Genomic DNA, 16854 nt, shown 5'->3' on the forward strand with positions numbered 1-16854 from the left:
AATTCAACATTCAGAGTTGCTCAAGGCTACTACCAGCCGCTGTTTTGCTTGTAAAGGCCCTTGCTGAAGTTGATCTGGTTGAGCGGGATGGGCAGGTACTCGTCGCGGCCCTTGGTGAAGCGGGCATCCTTGAGGTAGAGGCGCTTGGTTTTTTCCTGGTTGAAATAGGTGTTCAGGTAGTCGCCGGCAATACCCCAGCGCACCAGGTCGAAGAAGCGGTGGCCTTCCATGGCAAACTCCAGCCGCCGCTCGAAGCGCAGGGCCTGGCGGGCGTAGTCCTGGGTCCAGCCGGCGCTGCCGTAGGGCCCGATCTTGTAGTTGGAGGTGCTGCCGCCCGTCGCGTTTTTCAGGCGGCCCGTGCTGGCCTGGGCCCGCAGCCGGATCTGGTTGATCAGGGGCAACGCCTCGCTCTGGCGGCCCAGCTCGATCAGGGCCTCGGCCTTCCAGAGCAGCACGTCGGCCAAACGGATGATGGCCCAGTTTTTCGAGGAGCTCATAAACGGCGGCGTTTTCTGGAAGCTCGGGTCCGAGGGCAGCACGTTTTCCTTCATCGACATGTACACGCCGTAGGTGTTCTGGTCGCGCAGCCAGGAGGTTTCAAACACGAACGTGGGCGCGTACTTGTAGGGGTGCGACGGAATGGCCACCGTGTGGTCGAGGCGCGGATCCACGGTCTGGTTCTGGAAGTCGGCCGGCGTGGTCAGGTCCGAATTGTTGAAGGTGGTGAACAGCGGCAACCCCTGGGCGTCGGTCTTGAAGGCGTTGACCAGGTTCTGGCTGGGCTGGTGGAAGCCGCAGCAGCCGTAGTCGGGGTTCATGGGGTAGTTGAGCTGGTTGCCCCGGTCGGTGCGGCCCTTGGGCGTGCCGTCGTTGCGCGAAAACTGGATGGCAAACACCGACTCCACGCCATTGTCGCCGGCCGTGAGGAAGTTGGTGGCGTAGTCGGAGTGCAGCGAGTACTTCGGAATCACCAGGTCGGTAAGGCGCACCACTTCCTGGAGCTTGGCCGCGTCGATGGACGTCACGGCGTTGTTGTCGTTCTGCACGTAGGCCTGGTAGAGCAGGGTTTTGGCCAGGTAGGCCCGGGCCGCGGCCTTGTTGGCCCGGCCGATTTCGGGCTGGTTGTCGGGCAGGTTCAGCTCGGCAAAGCGGAAGTCGTCGGCAATCTTGGTCCAGAGCTGGTCGTCAGTCAGCGCCACGTTCGACACCTGGGCGTACTGGTCGGTGGGCACCGACTCGTCGAGGTAGGGCACGCGCTTAAACAGCTCCTTGAGCAGGAAGTAGTAGTGCCCCCGCAGAAAGCGCACCTCGCCCTGGCGCACGGACTTGGTGGGCATGGCCGCGGCGTCGATGGCGTTGAGGCGGCGCAGCGCGTCGTTGCAGCGCGACACGCCGATGTAAATCAGAAACCACAGCTCGTCGGTGTTGCCCACGTCGACGCGGTTGAAGGTGAAGGTTTCGTAGAAGTGAAACGCGTCCACGTCGGCCGTACCGTTGCCGCCCTTGTAGGCGTCGCCGCCGCGCACGTTGCCGTAGGGCCACAGGCTGGTGTAGGGGGCGCGGTACACGTCGTTGCCGAGCTGGGAGTAGGCCGCAATAACCTGCTTCTCGATGTTGGCGGGCGTGTTCAGGTCCTCGTCGGTGAGGGCGCCGGTGGGCTGCACGTCGAGAAACTTCTTATCGGAGCAGCTGACGGAAAGCGTGAGCAGCGACAGGGCCAGCAGGCTGGTTTTGAAGATTTTCATGGGAATTTGGAGCTAGCAGGTCGTTAGAAGGACACGTTGAGGCCGGTGGTGAAGATGCGGGGCACGGGGTACTGGTAGTTGGTCACCTCGGGGTCGGGGCCGGTGAACTCCTTGCTTTTGAGGGTGAAGAAGTTCTGGCCCTGCACGTACACCCGCACGCCCTGCAGCTTGATTTTGCTGACCACGGCGGCCGGCAGCGAGTAGCCCAGCTGGATGTTGCGCAGCTTCAGGTAAGAGGCGTTTTCGATGAAGTAGGTCGAGGCGCGGCCTTCGGTGTTGGTGTTCAGCAGCGTGGCCGCCGGAATCGTGGAGCCGGGGTTGTCGGGGGTCCAGGCGTCGAGCAGGCGCTGGCCCCAGTTCTCGCCCGTAGCCAGGGAGGAGAAGTCGGTGCGGAACTTGGCGTTGTTGTAGGCGTCGAGGCCCTGCACGCCCTGCAAAAAGAGCTGCAGGTCGAAGCCCTTGTAGCCCGTGCCCAGGTTGAGGCCGTAGCTGAAGTTGGGCACGCCCTCGGTAATCCAGGTCTGGTCGAAGTTGTCGACTTTGCCGTCGCCGTTCAGGTCCTTGTAGCGGATGCGGCCGGGCGCGGCGCCCACCTGGGTGGCGTGCTCCGCTACTTCCCGCTCGTTCTGGTACAGCCCGTCGGCCACGTAGCCGTACACGGCGTTGATGGAGTGGCCCAGGCGCGTTACGTCCTGGCCGTTGCCGCCGTAGGCGTTGATTACCTCGGCGGGCAGGTAGGTCAGCTCGTTGCGGTAGGTGGAGAGGTTGCCGCCGATGCTGTAGGTCAGCCCGTTCTTAAGCTCGTTCTGGTAGGCCAGCAGAAATTCCCAGCCCCGGTTCTCGATGGAGGCGCCGTTCACGAACTTGTCGCCGCCCTCCCCCACCACGGCCAGGTAGGGCAGGTTCACCAGGATGTCCTTGCTCTGCTTGACGAAGTAGTCGACCGAACCGCTGAGCTTGTTTTGCAGCAGGCCGAAGTCGAGGCCCACGTTGGTCTGGGTGGTGGTTTCCCACTTCAGCTTATCGTTGGGCTGCTGCACGCGGCGGTAGCCGGAGGGCAGGTTCGTGTCGTTGCCGTAGATGTCGTAGCCCGTGCCCCGGTCGTACTCGAAGTTGGGGTCGAGCGTGCCCAGCAGGCTCTGGTAGAGGCCGCGGGAGGCGAAGTTGGCAATGTCCTGGTTGCCGGTCTGGCCCCAGCCGGCGCGCAGCTTGAGGTCGGTGAAGATGGGCGCGCCGTTTTTCACGAACGTTTCCTCGCTCAGCCGCCAGCCCGCCGACAACGCCGGGAACACCCCGAAGCGGTTGGCCTCGCCGAAGCGCGACGACCCGTCGCGGCGCAGCGTGCCGGAGAGCAGGTACTTGTCGGCGAAGGAGTAGTTGACCTTGGCGAAGGTCGAGGCCAGGCGGTAGGCCGTGGCCGAGCCGCCGTTGTCCTTGTTGGCCGCGCCGGCGTCGAGGTAGGCGTAGCTCAGGCTTTCACTGGCGAAGTTGGTGCGCGAGGCGTAGGAGCCCTCGTCGTAGTAGCTGATGCGCTCGGTGCCGGCCAGCAGGTCGAGCTGGTGCTTGTCGCCCAGCAGCAGGTTGTAGTTGAGCGTGTTCTGCCACACCCAGTTGCCCCAGAAGCGCTGGTTGTCGGTCACCCGGTTGTTGGTTTCCGACAGGAACCCGGCCTTGTAGGTCTTGTAGATCTGCCGGAACTTATACAGGCTGTAGTCGATGCCGAAGCTGGTGCGCAGGTGCAGGCCCTTGATGATTTCGGCGTCGGCAAACAGGTTGCCGAAGGCCCGGCCGGTGTTGGAGCGGTTCTGTTGGTTGTCGGTGAGCAGGCGCAGCGGGTTGTCCCGGTCGCTCATGCCGGCCACCGGGCCGCCCCAGCCCACGCCGTCGACGGTGTGCACCGGCACGATGCTGGGCAGCTGGGTGGTCCGGTCGCGCACCAGGTTCAGGTCGTACTCGGCCCGCTGCGACTTGACCAGGGTCAGGTTCTCCCCAATCTTGAGCTTGCCGCCCAGCAGGTTGTAGTCGGAGTTGAGGCGGGCGGTGTAGCGGTTGAAGCCGGTGTACTTGAGCGTGCCGTTGTTGTCGTAGTAGTTGAGCGAAAACAACGCCCCGCCCTTCTCCCCGCCGCTGCTCACGCTCAGGTTATAGCTCTGGATCAGCGCGTTCTGCTGGGTTTCCTTGAACCAGTCGGTGTCGGCGGCGCGCTGGGTTTTGCCCGCGTCAATGAACTCGGGCACGCTCACGCCGTCGAGCACGCGGCGGCCGTTGGCGTCGAGGTGGGTCTGGAAGTTGTAGTAGGGCAGGCTCGGGATGGTGCCGTCGTTGAGGGCGGCGCGGGCGTACACCCGGCCGTAGTCCAGGGTGTTGAGCAGCTGCAGGTGCGGGCCCGGGGTCTGCACGGTGAAGAAGGTGCTGAAGTCGACGCGGGTGGCCCCTTTCTTGGCCTTCTTGGTGGTGATGATAATCACGCCGTTGCCGGCCCGGGAGCCGTAGATGCTGGCCGCGGAGGCATCCTTGAGCACCTGAATGCTCTCGATGTCGTTCTGGTTGATCTGGTTGATGCCCTCCTTGGTCGGGATGCCGTCGATGACGTAGAGCGGGTCGTTGTTGCCCAGTGTGCCGTAGCCGCGGATGCGCACGGTGGCCGCGCTGCCCGGGGCCCCGTCGGTGGTGATGCTGACGCCCGGCACCCGGCCCTGCAGGTTGCGGGTCACGTCGTTGGAGGCCATGTCCTTGATTTCGTCGGTCTTGATGACGGCCACGGCCCCGGTCAGGTCGGCGCGGCGCTGCACCTGGTAGCCGGTCACGACCACCTCGTCCAGGGCCTTGGCATCGGTGGCCAGCTGCACGGTAAGGCTGCTGCGGCCGCCCACGGCAATTTCCTGGGTCAGAAAGCCGACCGAGGAAACGACGAGCGTGGCGTTGTCGGGCACGGTCAGGGTGAACTTGCCGTCGGCGTCGGTGGAGATGCCCGTGGTGGTGCCCTTCACGACGACCGTCGCGCCGGGCACGCCCTCGCCTTTGTCGTCGGTGACGCGGCCACTGACGGGAATATCGGCCTGCAAACGTTTGCGGGCAGCCACCGGCCGCAGGGTCGCCGCGTAGCCGGACTCGGCCAGCGGTAAGGTAGCCAGCAGCGTCAGGACCAGGGCCGGCCGCAGGAAGGGTACAGCGTGTCTCATGGGAATTTTGGGTTTGGAAAAGGAAGTGCCGGAGAAGTCGAAGCCGGCCGTGAGGCTGCCCCAACGGCACCGCCGCGCCCCGGCCGCCGCGCCCGGGGAGGGAAGCAGAGCGGGCCGGAACGCGGCGGTGGCGAATGGTTGGGCAAGGTTTTTCACGACTGAGCTATTGCCCAAAATTCAGTCGAAAGCCCGCGGCGGGCTTGCTCTATTCACTCAAACTCTTTCAGTATTTGATCTTTCTTCACAAGCAGCAATAAACCCTGTCAATCAGATGATTAACCCAATCTTGCCGACCTATTTTTAAAGCCCGGGTTTCATTTTTGATACCGGATTTCAAAAATTGATTCAGGCGCTGGGCGTGGTGTGCAGGGCCCGAAACTCGGAGGGCGACACCTGGTAGCGGGCCCGGAAGCTGGTGGAGAAATACGAGGGCGTGGAGAAGCCCAGCTGGTAGGCTACTTCGGCAATGGTCAGCTCGTCGTCGAGCAGCAGCTGCCGGGCCTTGGTGAGCCGGATGCCCTGGATAAAGTCGGTGACGCCGGTGCCCAGCACGGCCTTCACCTTGCGGTAGAGCTGCACCCGGGAAATGCCCAGGCTGCGGGCCACGTCCTCCACGCTCAGCTCGGAACGGCTCAGGTTGGCTTCCACAATGGCGGTCAGGTCGGCCAGGAACTTCTGGTCGACGCGCTGGGGGGCCACGGTGGCAGTGCTCACGCTCAGCTCCCGGCGGAAATGCTCCCGCTGGCGCTGGCGGTTGCCGAGCAGGGTGCGGATGCTTTCGAGCAGGAAGGTCGGATTGAAGGGCTTGGTCAGGTAGAGGTCGGCGCCGGCCTGCACGCCCTCCACCTGCTGCTCGGGGGCGCTGCGGGCCGTGAGCAGCACCACCGGAATGTGGCTCGTGCGCCAGTCGCCCTTGAGCTGGGCCACCACTTCCAGCCCGCTGATTTCGGGCAGCATCACGTCGCACACAATCAGGTCGGGAATGGTTTCGGCCGCCAGGCGCAGGCCGGTGGCGCCGTCGAGGGCCGTCTGCACCTGAAAGTGCGGGCGCAGCTTCTGGCTCAGAAAGGCGTTGACCTCCGCGTTGTCCTCGATGACGAGCACCAAGGCCTCGCTGTCGAGGCCGGTGGCCAGGGCCGGCGGCAGCGCCGGGGTGGCCGGCAGCAGGCTGTCCTCGTCCAGGGCGAAGGCGGCGGTGGTCGGGGCCGGAGCCGTGGTGGTAAGGGCGGCCGGCAGCTCCCGCGGCAGCGTGACCACGAAGGTGCTGCCCTGCCCGGGCTGGCTGCTGAACGTGAGCTGGCCCTGGTGCAGGCGCGTGAGCCCCAACGCCAGCGCCAGGCCCATGCCCGAGCCCTTGACCGCCGAGTCCTGGCCCTGGTAAAACCACTCGAAGATGTGCTGGCGGTCCTGCTCCGAGATGCCGGGACCGGTGTCTTCCACGCTCACCCGCACGCGGCCCTCAGCGGGCACGGGCTGAATGCTGACGGTGATCTGGCCGCGGTCGGGCGTGAACTTGAGGGCGTTGGCCAGCAGGTTGAAGAACACCTTGTCGAGGATGTTGACGTCGAACCAAAGCGGGATGACGGGCTCGGCGGGCAGGAAGCGCAGGCTGATGCCGCGCTGTCGGGCCGGCTTCTCAAACACGTCCATGATTTCGCGCACGAAGGCCACCAGGTTGCCCTGGGTGGCCCGCACCGGCATCTTGCCCACGTCGATCTTGCGGAAGTCCATGAGCTGGTTGACCAGCTGGAGCAGGCGCTGGGCGTTGCGGCGCACCAGGCCCAGGTCGTGGCGCTGGGGCGCGGTGAGGGCGCTGGGCGCGGTCAGCAGCTCCTCCACCGGGCCCAGAATCAGGGTCAGCGGGGTGCGCAGCTCGTGGCTGAAGTTGGTGAAGAAGCGCAGCTTGGCCTCGGTTTCGACCCGGGCCTGCTCGGCCAGCTCCACGATGCGGTTGCGCTGGGAGCTGATTTCCTCGTTCTGCCGCTCCAGCCGCCGGGTGATGCGGCGGTTGGCCTGGAAGGCCCGGTAGGCCACGAAGCCCAGCCCCGCGGCCCCGAGCAGGGCGGCCAGCAGCACGTAACGCACGGTCTGCTGGTTGGCGTAGGTGTCGCGCTGGCGCTGGAGCAACTGCTGCTGGCGCTGAATGTCCTGCTGCTGGCTGCGCAGCTTCTCCGCCTGCAGCTTCATGGTGGGCGCGTTGGTCGAGTCGATGACCATGGTGCTGAGCAGATTTTCCTTGTCGTAGGGCTGGCGGTGCAGAATCTTCATGGCCGTGCGGATGGCCTCCTCCCCGCCCGGCGAGTACAGCATGGTAGCCGTCAGGATGCCGTCCTGCACGAACTGGATGCCGCCCTGGGTGCCGGGCAGCCCGTCCACGCCCACAATCCGGACGCGCCGGCTCAGGCCCTGCTGCTTGCAGATCTGGTAGGCTCCCAGCGCCATCCGGTCGTTGTGGGCAAAGATCAGGTCGACTTCGGGGTGGGCCCGCAGCACGGCCGGCAGCTGGCGGATAACGGAAGGCCGCTCCCAGTTGCCGTGCACCTGGGCCACCAGCCGCACGCCGGGGTGGGCCGCCAGGGCCTGGGTCAGGCCCTGGTGCCGGTCCAGGGCCGGGGAGGCCCCGATGGGTCCGAGTACCTCCAGCACGTTGCCGCGCCCGCCCAGCAGGCTGCTGATGTAGTTGCCGGCAATGCGCCCGACCTCGGTGTTGTTGCCGCCCACGTAGGCCGTGTAAAGTTTGGAAGTGGTACGCCGGTCCAGAATCACAACCGGGATGCCGCGGTTGAAGGCTTCCTCCACGATGGGCGTAATGGGCTCGGCCTCGTTCGGCGACACGATGAGCAGGTCCACGCCCTCGCGCAAGAACTCCTTGATCTGCTGCTGCTGCACGGCGCTGCTGTTGCGCGCATCCTTCATTCGGAACGTTACTTCGGGGTAGAAGCTCAGCTCTTTCTGCATGCCGGCCAGCATGGCCAGGCGCCAGGCGTCGCCGTTGGTGCACTGCGAAAAGCCGATGCGGTACGCTTTGCGGACCGTGGTTTTGGCGCAGCCGGCCCCGAGCAGCGCCAAACTCAGCAGCAGGCAGCAGCGGGCCAGAAACAGTCGTACGAAAGCAGCCTGGGGCATAACGAAGAAAGGGCAATGGGAGCCGCCGGGACTTCCGGGGCGCCAAGTTTAACTTTTCTGCTCATAACCGGGTCCTCGGGCCCGCTACACCAGCTCGCTGAGCTTCTGCTTGCGGTACTCCGAGGGGCTGTGGCCGGTAATTTTGCGGAAGGTCTTGTTGAAGTGCGACAGGTTGTTGAAGCCGCTGGCGTAGCTGACCTCGGTGATGGTAGCGTCGGTGAGCAGCAGCAGGCAGGCCTGGTTGACGCGGTATTCCTGCACGAAGTCGGTCAGCGTCTGGCCGGTCATCTTCTTGAAGTAGCTGCAGAAGGCCGGCACCGACAGGTTGGCAATGTCGGCCAGCTCCCGCACTTCGAGGTTGCGGCCGTAGTGCTGCTGCACGTACTGGTAGATCTGGGTCAGGCGCTCTTTTTCCTTGCCGTACTTGCCCAGGCCCCCGCTGCCGGCGTGCAGCACGGTCACGTCGGGGGCCTCGGCCAGCTGCTGGAGCACCTGTAGCAGCGTGAGCAGGCGCTGAAACGACGACTGGGTGGTCATCTCGCGCAGGGCGGCCCCTACCGAGGCGCGGGTTTCGGGGCCAAACGAGAGGCCCTGGTGGGAGCGGGCAAACAGCTGCTGCACGGCCGCCAGCTCGGGCAATTGCCAGAAGGCCTCCCCCATCATATTGGCCCGCAGCTGCAGCACAATCTGCTCGTAGGGATCCTGGCGGCCGTAGCTGAAGCTCAGGTGGGGCAGGTTGGGCCCGATAAACACCAGCTCGCCTTCCTCAAAGCGGGCAATGTGCTTGCCGATGTGGCGCCGGCCGCCCCCCGACGGAATATACACCAGCTCGTACTCGGGGTGATGGTGCCAGACCATGTCGCTGTCGTTGACGCTGGTGTGGTGGAGCAGGGTGAACGAGCTGCCGGTGGAAGTCTGGATATTTTCGAATTGCAGCTTCATGAGTTGGTGCTTTAAATACGTTCCGCAAACGTTTGCGGAAGATTTTTGCTAAATATAGCACGCAAACAAATGAATACAGGCGTAGTAGTGGCTATAATTCACGTATACCTTTGTATTGTAGCAGTCGGGTAATAAAGCGCTTTGCTTGCCGGCTTCAGTGGTTTGGTCTGACGGACAACCGCGCTACTCTTTTCACCTTGATTTTTTGCTTCGGCTCCCGGCTTGCCGGCTCGAAGCTTTATAATAGTATCGTGCGGCGGCTCTCAACGGAAAGCACAGCCGACAAGGACTGACCACTGGCGCGCCGCTGTTTCGGCAGCGCACCTGGGGCCAGGATCGGACCGGAGTTGGGTGGGAATTTTTCTCCGGTTTCTGATTCCACTAAAAGTCGTTCCGGGTGGGGCGGCTTTTTTTATGCCCTTTCGGGTCGGTTTTCGGGAGCACCACAGCCAGCGCAGCAGAGTGCCTTGAAGTTTTTTTTGGTGCTAAAAATCGATTCGCGCAAACGATTTCGCCGCCAATTCAATTAACACAGCATTATAATTGCCGCATTGGGTGGTAGTGCAGCCGGGGCTGGAAGCCGACCTTTGCTGTTTCCATAACCTCGTTTTGGTATGCCCCAGCTGCTGTCCCGCCCCGCCGACGTGCTGCCCACGGCCAGCCGTGCGCGCTTGGCCGTCACGCTTATCTTCTTCCTCCACGGCCTGCTCTTCGCCAACTGGGCCGCCCGGCTGCCCGAATTGGAGCTGCGCTACAGCCTGAGTCACCGCGAACTGGGCCAGGTGCTGTTTTGCAACGCCCTGGGCGCCTGGGCCGGCATGCCCTTGGCCGGCTGGCTGATTCAGCGCCTGGGCAGCGCCCGTCTGACCACCCTGGCGGCCCTGTTTTTCTGCGGCCTGATTCCGGGCATGGCCCTGCTGCACACGCAGCTGCAGGTGATGGGGCTGTTTCTACTGCTCGGCGCCTCCACCGGCCTGCTCGACGTGGCCATGAACAGCCAGGCGCTGGAAGTGGAAAAGCAGCACGAGCGGCCCATCATGTCGTCGTTTCACGCGGCCTTTAGCTGTGGCGGTATGCTGGGGGCCGGGGCCGGAGCATTGAGCGCCAAACTCGCCCTGGGTTTGGCACCCCACCTGCTGGGCTTCACGGCCGTTAGTTTGCTGCTGGTGCTGGCAGTAGCCCCCCGTTTGCTGCCCGACGAAGCACCCGCCGCCGCCAAAGCCGGGCAGGCGCCCACGAAGGGCATCCGCTGGCCGAGCCGGACGGTGCTGGGCCTGGGTCTGGTGGCATTTTGCTGCATGCTGGGCGAGGGCGCCATGGCCGACTGGAGCACCATCTATTTGGTGCAGGACACTGGGGCCACGCCGGCCCTGGCCCCGCTGGGCTACGCGGCCTTTTCCCTGACCATGACTTTCGGCCGGGTGTTCGGCGACGCCCTGGTGCTGCGCTTCGGGCCGCGCCGGGTGGTGGCCCTGGGCGGCCTGCTTGCCTTCGCCGGGCTGCTGAGCATGCTGCTAATCCCCCACCCCGCCGTGGGCATCGGGGGTTTGTTTCTGGTTGGCCTGGGCTTGGCGGGCGTGGTGCCCACGGTGTTCAGCGCCGCCGGCCGGCAGCCGGGCCTGGTTCCCAGCGTGGCGCTGGGCATGGTGTCGACCATCGGCTACGGCGGCTTCCTGCTGGGCCCGCCGCTGATTGGCTTTCTGGCCGATGTCATCACCCTACGGCTGGCCCTGGGCGTGGTGGTAGGGCTACTGGCGGCCCTGGTGGCCGTGGCGCTGAGTTTGCGCTTTCCTGCCGCGGCCCCAACCGAACCGGCCCCGCGCTAAGCCCGGACCAGGCCGTTTTCCGGTGCCCTGCTTGCGAGTGGGGCCCGGTCTTTTCATCTAACCTGACTTCTCATGACATCAACTCTTTCTTCCCCGAACCCGGTGCCGGAGCGTGTGCAGCCGCGCACCCACGAGCTCAAAACCTGGCCCGCCTGCTTTGCGGCCGTGGAAGCCGGTGTGAAGCCCTTCGACGTGCGCGAAAATGACCGGCACTTCCAGGTCGGCGACGCGCTGCTGCTGCGCGAGTACGAGCCCGAGCGGGAGCAATACAGTGGCCGCACCACCCTGCGCTGGATCAGCTACGTGCTGCCCGGCGGCACCTTCGGCGTAGAGCCGGGCTGGTGCGTGCTGGGCTTCGGCAACCAGCCCCCGCTGCCCCCCGGCATCAACGACACCAAGCTCTGGTAGCCGCGGCCACCGTTTTTCAGGCCGCGCCCCGCGCGGCTATTGTTCACCAACTCTTGCTCTATGACGCTTATTTCCCTGCTGGGCCTGCTGGCCGCCTTCTTTACCACCGCAGCCTACGTGCCCCAGGCCTACAAAACTATTACCACCAAGTCCACCGCCAGCCTGTCGCTGCCCACCTACCTGATGCTGTTCGTGGGCACGCTGCTGTGGGTAGCCTACGCCCTGTCGATTGGCAACGTGCCGGTGCTGCTGGCCAACCTAATTACGGCCCTGCTGGCGGGAATCATCCTGTTCTTGAAGCTGCGGGCCCGGGCCGTGAAATCGGCCTAACGGACTACTCGGCGCGAAAGCGGCCGGCCCCGCGGGTTGGCCGGCGGGGCTTTTTGTTGGCCCCGGCTCGTCGCGGGAAACAAAAAACCCCGTCTCTGAATCAGAAACGGGGTTTTGCAGAGAGGATGGGATTCGAACCCACGATGAGCTTTTGGCCCATACACACTTTCCAGGCGTGCTCCTTCGACCACTCGGACACCTCTCTAGGGCGGTAATCGGGCACAAAGTAACGCTTGAATTTCGGGATACGCAAGCCCGGCGGCTACACCAGCGTTATTTCCCCGCGCAGATCGTGGGAAAGCAGGCGGGCCGTTTCGGCCGGACTGCGCTTCAGGCCCAGTACAAACATGAGCTTGGTGATGGCCGCCTCGGTCGTAATGTCGTCGCCGCCGATGATGCCCAGGTCGCGGAAGTGGGCGCTGGTTTCGTACTGGCCCTGAATCACCCGGCCCTCCTCGCACTGGCTCACGTTGAGCAGCTGCACCCCGCGGCCGTGGGCCTCGCGCAGGCACTGCAAAAACCAGGGCGCGGTGGGCGCGTTGCCCGAGCCGTAGGTTTCGAGCACGCAGCCCCGCAAATCGTCGATTTCGAGCATCGTGCGCACTACCCGCTCGGTGATGCCGGGAAACAGCTTCAGAATCACGACCCGGTCGTCGAGGCGCTGGTGCACCCGCAGCGGGCCGCCGGGCAGCAGCAGCATCTGCTTATCGTTGAACGCCACCTCGATGCCGGCCCGAGCCAGGGGCGGGTAGTTTTCGCTGCGAAAGGCGTCGTACTGCTCGCTTTCCACCTTTTTGGCCCGGTTGCCCCGGATCAGCAGGTCGTTGAAGAACACGGCCACTTCCGGCACCCGCACCGTGCCGGCCACGGGGTGGCGGGCGGCGGCAATGTCGAGAGCCGTAATCAGGTTGCGGCGGGCATCGGTGCGGATGCGGCCCACGGGCACCTGGGCGCCGGTGAAGATGACGGGCTTGCCCAGGTTTTCGAGCAGGTAGCTCAGCGCCGCGGCCGAATACGCCATGGTGTCGGTGCCGTGCAAGACCACGAAGCCGTCGTAGTGGGCGTAGTTTTCGCCGATCAGGCGGGCCAGCAGCAGCCAGTCGGCCGGCACCACGTTAGAAGAGTCGATGGCCTCGGGCAAGCTCAGCACCGAAAGGTTCATGCGCAGCTGGCGCAGCTCGGGCATCTTCTTGCGAATCTGCTCAAACTTCATCGGCACCAGCTCCCCGCGCTTGTTGTATTCCATGCCCACCGTGCCGCCGGTATAAATAACGAGCACTGAAGCCACCGCCCGGCCATCGGACGCCGCCTCGGCACTGAGAATACTGGTGGGTTGGGGGAGCGTGGTGGGGAGCATGGGGTGGGAAAGGTGAAATTGTGAACTTGTGAAATGGCGAGATGGTGAGCAACTGTTCGGGCGGCGTCAATCCGAGCCACTGCTGCCCTTGAACGTTAAACGCACAAGTTCACCTTTCACAACTTCACAACTTAAACAGCGCCTGAGCGTTGCGGGTGGTGGCTTCGGCTACTTCGGCTTCAGTTTTGCCCAGCAGCGTGGCCACGCGCAGGGCAATCAGGGGCAGGTAGGACGGTTCGTTGCGCTTGCCGCGGTGCGGGGCCGGGGCCAGGTAGGGGCAGTCAGTTTCGAGCAGCAGATCATCCAGGCTCAGGCCGGGCAGGAACTTGTCGGCTCCGCCGTTTTTAAACGTAGCCACCCCGCCGATGCCGAGCTTGAAGCCCAGCTTGATGGCGCGGTCGGCTTCCTCGGGCGTACCCGAAAAGCAGTGGAACACCCCGCGCAGGGTGCCGTCCTGGCCGGCTTCGATCAGGTCAGCCGTTTCCTGGAAAGCGTCACGGGTGTGCAGCACAATGGGCAGATTGTATTGCTTGGCCAGCTCAATCTGCACCCGGAGCGCTTCTTTCTGCTGGTCGAGGAAAGTTTTATCCCAGTATAAATCGAGGCCGCACTCCCCCACTGCCGCGAAGGGGCGCTTGCTGAGCCAGTCCTCAATCTGGTAGAGCTCCCGCTGGAAATCCTGATTTACCGAGCACGGGTGCAGGCCCATCATGGCAAAGCACCGGTCGGGGTAATTGGCCTCGGTTTCGAGCATTACGTCCACGCTGGTGTGGTCGATGTTGGGCATCACGATGGTAGTGACGCCCGCGTCGAAGGCGCGGCGCAGGGCCTCGTCCCGGTCGGGCTTGAATTGTTCGGAATAGATGTGGGCGTGGGAATCGGTGAAGTGCATGGGGCAAAGGTAGCACCGGCGGGCCTACTCGTACTGCCGGCCTTTCCAGTCGAAGCGGCGGCCCAGCAGGCGAAACAACACTAAACTCAGGGTGAGGGCCACGGTGTAAAGCTCGAAGGCCGGCAGCAGGCGCCAGCGCAGGCGCAGTCCCGCCCGCCGGAAGCACAGGTGCGCCAATCCGCCCTGCACCAGCATCTTGGCCAGCAGCACGCCCAGTCCCACCAGCGGCCCCGCCACTGCCGCCAGCCCAACCAAAGCCAGGTAAAACGCCCCGTAGAACACCAAACCGCCCTGTAGCCAGGCCGGCAGGGCTTCCACGCCGCGCAGCCAGCGCCGCCGCTGGTGCAGCAGGGCCGCGGGCGTGGCAATGGGCAGGGAAAAGGCCAGCACCGCGGGCTCAAACAGGTTGCGAAAGGTGAAGCCCCGGGCCAGCACGGCCTGAAACAGCGCAAAGTCCTCGGTGACCGAAAATGGCAGCGCCTCGTAGCCGCCGGTGGCCTCGTAAGCCGCCCGGGTTACGAGCATGTTGTTGCCCATGGCCGTCACGGGCCTTCCCTGGTCCGACACCACCTGCACCAAGCCCAGCGACAAGAGCCAGTCGAGGCCCTGGAGCTGGTCGAACAGGCGCGGGCCCTGCACCACGGTCAGGCCCGTAACGGTGCCCACGCGGCTGGCCGGCGGCAGCACGGGTCCGAGCATGGCCTCCACCCAGGTGGCGGGCACGGCAATGTCGGCGTCGGTGATAAGGAAAAAGCTGGTGGTAGCGGCGCGGGCCAGGTGGGCCAGCACGTTGGCCTTGCCCCGGGCCGAGCCCAGGGATTCGGTGATGGGCAGGCAGCGAAACTGGCCCGCGTAGCCCTGCATCGTCGCGGCGGCGACGGCGGCAGTCTGGTCGGTGGAAGCGTCGTCACCGAGCAGTACCTCGATTAAATGAGCCGGGTAATTGAGCGCCCGGACAGTCCGTAGGCAGCGGCCAATGGCAGCCTCCTCATTGCGGGCCGCAATCAGAATGCTGACCCGGGGCAGCGGCGGCGCCAACGGGGCCGGTACGGCCGCGCGCCGCCGCCAGAACAGGACGGTGCAGGTTATCAGCACCAAAAACCACAGCCCGAAATACCCCGTCAGCAGCGCCAGCATGAGTTACAGAGCCTCGAAGCGGAAACCGCGCGCGGCGAAGTGGGCCAGGTAGCGCGGCAGCACGTAGCGCAGGTTGCGGCTGGCTTTGAGGCTGTCGTGAAACACAATGATGGAGCCGGGCTTGGTGTACTTAATGGCCGTGGACAGGCACTGGGCGGCCGGAAACGCACGGTCGTAATCGCAGGTCAGCACGTCCCACATCACCACCTGGTGGGTGGCGGCCAGCGCCGCAGCCAGCGGGGGAGTGATACGACCGAAGGGCGGGCGCAGCAGCGGCCGGGCCTCGGGGGCGGGCAGCAGCTCGTTCAGCTCCTGCTGGCACCGGGCCACGTCGGCCAGAAACTCGGGGCGGGAGTGGCTCCAGCCGCTGATATGGCGGTGGGTATGGTTGGCCAGGCGGTGGCCGGCGGCCAGGGTCTGGCGGGCAATGTCGGCGTGGCGAACCAGGTTTTCGCCCACGCAGAAGAAAGTACCCTTGGCGTCGTAGCGGGCCAGCTGGTCTAGCACGAAGGGCGTTTCGTCCGGAATCGGGCCGTCGTCGAAGGTCAGGTAGAGCGTGTTGGTGGTGGCGGGCATTTCCCAGAGGCAGCCCGGCAGCAGGCGCCGGACGGGGCCGGGCATTCGGATCAGGCGCACGTTTCGGGAATTCTGAATTGTGAATTGGGGCGGCGGCAAGGTACGGCAATCCGCGGGGAGCCTGCCCCCGGCAGTTCGGCCAGCCAAGCGAACTACAAATTTGGCGCTACTTGGTTTTGGCCGCGGCCAGCACCGCTTCCCACAGCGCGTCGGCGCTCTGCTCCCAGGAAAAGCGCTGGATGTTTTCGTAGCCTTGGGCCACGAGTTGCTCGCGCAGGCCGGCGTCGGCGTGCAGGGTTTCGAGGCCCTGGGCAATGGAGTCGACCTGAAACGGGTCGACCAGCAGGGCCGCGCCGCCGGCTACTTCGGGCAGGCAGCTGCAGTTGGAAGTAAGCACCGGACAGCCGCAGGCCTGGGCCTCGATAATGGGAATGCCGAAGCCCTCAAAATAGGGCACGTAGGCCGTGGCCAGGGCGGCGGCGTAGAGTTGAACGAGCTCCTCGTCGGTCACGCGACCGGTCAGGTGCACGTCGGTACGGAAGCGCATCTGCTGGTAGACGTCGAACATGGGGCCGGCTTTCCAGGCCGTGCGGCCCACGATGAGCAGCTTGGCCACGGAGCCCGAGCGGGCCTTAAACTGGTCGAAGGCCCGCAGCAGGTTCACCAGATTCTTGCGCGGCTGCAAAGCGCCCACAAACAAAAAGTAGGGTTTGCCGGCGCTGAACCGGTCGCGCACGGGCTGCTGCTCGGCGGCAGATAAGGGCCGAAAATGCTCGTCGGCGGCGTTGTAAACCACCCGGATCCGGTCGGCCGCAATCGTATAGGTGTCGATGATATCCTGCTTGGTGGCTTCCGACACGGCTACCAGCACCCGGGAGGCGCGGGCGAAGCGGGGCGCGAAATACTGGTAGTACTTGCGCTGCAGAAAGCCCACGTCCTGGGGGAAATGCTCGAAGGCCAGGTCGTGCATTACCGTCACGCGGGGCACGCGGGTACTCAGGGTCGTGAAGCCGTCGGGACTCAGGAACACGGCCGGGCGGTGGCGGGCCAGCCAGGCACTCACGGCCCCCTCAAACCAGGCCACGAACAGAAACGGGTGCCGGGCCGGCGGGTGCAGCACGTGGGGCACCACGTTGGGCCCGAACAGGTAGCGCGGGTCGTAGGCGCGGTCGAACAGAAAGTGAAACGTGTGCTCCGGGTGCCGGCGCACCAGGCGCAGCAGCGTTTCGTAGGTGAAGCGCCCGATGCCTTCGAGCTTGTCGCCGGGCAAAAGAAAGCGGACGTTGACGGCTATCTGCAAAGAGAATTAGGAATGTTGAATTCTGAACTCTGA

At 64.7% G+C, this 16854-nt stretch carries 12 protein-coding genes and 1 tRNA gene; 3 read left to right on the plus strand and 10 right to left on the minus strand.

Annotated elements, in window-relative coordinates:
• Positions 1–29 precede the first annotated feature (29 nt).
• The 4 genes from EWM57_RS03670 to EWM57_RS03685 all read right to left on the minus strand — a co-directional run bounded on the left by EWM57_RS03670 (position 30) and on the right by EWM57_RS03685 (position 8995).
• Entirely contained in the window at positions 30–1745 is a 1716-nt protein-coding gene (locus EWM57_RS03670) for a RagB/SusD family nutrient uptake outer membrane protein (protein ID WP_129919781.1), read from the minus strand.
• 23 nt (positions 1746–1768) lie between these two features.
• On the minus strand, positions 1769–4927 hold the full coding sequence (locus tag EWM57_RS03675) for a SusC/RagA family TonB-linked outer membrane protein (protein WP_129919782.1): 3159 nt from the start codon (positions 4925–4927) through the stop codon (positions 1769–1771).
• 345 nt (positions 4928–5272) lie between these two features.
• Positions 5273–8053, minus strand: a complete 2781-nt coding sequence (locus EWM57_RS03680; RefSeq protein WP_129919783.1) for a substrate-binding domain-containing protein — start codon at positions 8051–8053, stop codon at positions 5273–5275.
• A gap of 84 nt (positions 8054–8137) precedes the next feature.
• The gene (locus EWM57_RS03685; protein ID WP_129919784.1) at positions 8138–8995 is read right to left on the minus strand and encodes an AraC family transcriptional regulator; all 858 of its coding nucleotides are present in this window, start codon (positions 8993–8995) and stop codon (positions 8138–8140) included.
• Positions 8996–9609: 614 nt separating this feature from the next.
• On the opposite strand from EWM57_RS03685, the gene EWM57_RS03690 reads away from it, so the two are divergent.
• From EWM57_RS03690 to EWM57_RS03700, 3 genes are all read left to right on the plus strand, one after another.
• The gene (locus EWM57_RS03690; protein WP_129919785.1) at positions 9610–10821 is read left to right on the plus strand and encodes an MFS transporter; all 1212 of its coding nucleotides are present in this window, start codon (positions 9610–9612) and stop codon (positions 10819–10821) included.
• Positions 10822–10893: 72 nt separating this feature from the next.
• Positions 10894–11229 (plus strand): ASCH/PUA domain-containing protein, encoded by a 336-nt coding sequence (locus EWM57_RS03695; RefSeq protein ID WP_129919786.1) that lies wholly within the window; start codon positions 10894–10896, stop codon positions 11227–11229.
• Positions 11230–11289: 60 nt separating this feature from the next.
• Entirely contained in the window at positions 11290–11559 is a 270-nt protein-coding gene (locus EWM57_RS03700; RefSeq protein ID WP_129919787.1) for a SemiSWEET family sugar transporter, read from the plus strand.
• Between the two features lie 117 nt (positions 11560–11676).
• Here the strand turns inward: EWM57_RS03700 and EWM57_RS03705 are convergent.
• The 6 genes from EWM57_RS03705 to EWM57_RS03730 form a co-directional block, all read right to left on the minus strand.
• A tRNA-Ser gene (locus tag EWM57_RS03705) sits at positions 11677–11764 on the minus strand.
• Positions 11765–11821: 57 nt separating this feature from the next.
• Positions 11822–12916 (minus strand): asparaginase, encoded by a 1095-nt coding sequence (locus tag EWM57_RS03710; protein WP_129919788.1) that lies wholly within the window; start codon positions 12914–12916, stop codon positions 11822–11824.
• Between the two features lie 124 nt (positions 12917–13040).
• Positions 13041–13808, minus strand: a complete 768-nt coding sequence (locus EWM57_RS03715) for a TatD family hydrolase (protein WP_129919789.1) — start codon at positions 13806–13808, stop codon at positions 13041–13043.
• Positions 13809–13832: 24 nt separating this feature from the next.
• The gene (locus EWM57_RS03720) at positions 13833–14945 is read right to left on the minus strand and encodes a glycosyltransferase (RefSeq protein ID WP_129919790.1); all 1113 of its coding nucleotides are present in this window, start codon (positions 14943–14945) and stop codon (positions 13833–13835) included.
• Positions 14946–14948: 3 nt separating this feature from the next.
• Positions 14949–15581 carry a polysaccharide deacetylase family protein gene (locus EWM57_RS03725; protein WP_242509969.1) on the minus strand — a complete coding sequence of 211 codons (633 nt, stop codon included), beginning with the start codon at positions 15579–15581 and terminating at the stop codon, positions 14949–14951.
• A gap of 106 nt (positions 15582–15687) precedes the next feature.
• The gene (locus EWM57_RS03730) at positions 15688–16821 is read right to left on the minus strand and encodes a glycosyltransferase family 4 protein (protein ID WP_129919791.1); all 1134 of its coding nucleotides are present in this window, start codon (positions 16819–16821) and stop codon (positions 15688–15690) included.
• Between the last annotated feature and the right edge of the window lie 33 nt (positions 16822–16854).

The sequence above is a fragment of the Hymenobacter persicinus genome (genome assembly GCF_004167665.1).
GTDB classification, from domain to species: Bacteria; Bacteroidota; Bacteroidia; order Cytophagales; family Hymenobacteraceae; genus Hymenobacter; species Hymenobacter persicinus.

Bases quoted from the DNA above. Each gene is read 5' to 3' on its own strand.
- EWM57_RS03670 (WP_129919781.1), bottom strand. From the start codon at position 1,745: ATGAAAATCTTCAAAACCAGCCTGCTGGCCCTGTCGCTGCTCACGCTT.
- EWM57_RS03675 (WP_129919782.1), bottom strand. From the start codon at position 4,927: ATGAGACACGCTGTACCCTTCCTGCGGCCGGCCCTGGTCCTGACGCTG.
- EWM57_RS03680 (WP_129919783.1), bottom strand. From the start codon at position 8,053: ATGCCCCAGGCTGCTTTCGTACGACTGTTTCTGGCCCGCTGCTGCCTG.
- EWM57_RS03685 (WP_129919784.1), bottom strand. From the start codon at position 8,995: ATGAAGCTGCAATTCGAAAATATCCAGACTTCCACCGGCAGCTCGTTC.
- EWM57_RS03690 (WP_129919785.1), top strand. From the start codon at position 9,610: ATGCCCCAGCTGCTGTCCCGCCCCGCCGACGTGCTGCCCACGGCCAGC.
- EWM57_RS03695 (WP_129919786.1), top strand. From the start codon at position 10,894: ATGACATCAACTCTTTCTTCCCCGAACCCGGTGCCGGAGCGTGTGCAG.
- EWM57_RS03700 (WP_129919787.1), top strand. From the start codon at position 11,290: ATGACGCTTATTTCCCTGCTGGGCCTGCTGGCCGCCTTCTTTACCACC.
- EWM57_RS03710 (WP_129919788.1), bottom strand. From the start codon at position 12,916: ATGCTCCCCACCACGCTCCCCCAACCCACCAGTATTCTCAGTGCCGAG.
- EWM57_RS03715 (WP_129919789.1), bottom strand. From the start codon at position 13,808: ATGCACTTCACCGATTCCCACGCCCACATCTATTCCGAACAATTCAAG.
- EWM57_RS03720 (WP_129919790.1), bottom strand. From the start codon at position 14,945: ATGCTGGCGCTGCTGACGGGGTATTTCGGGCTGTGGTTTTTGGTGCTG.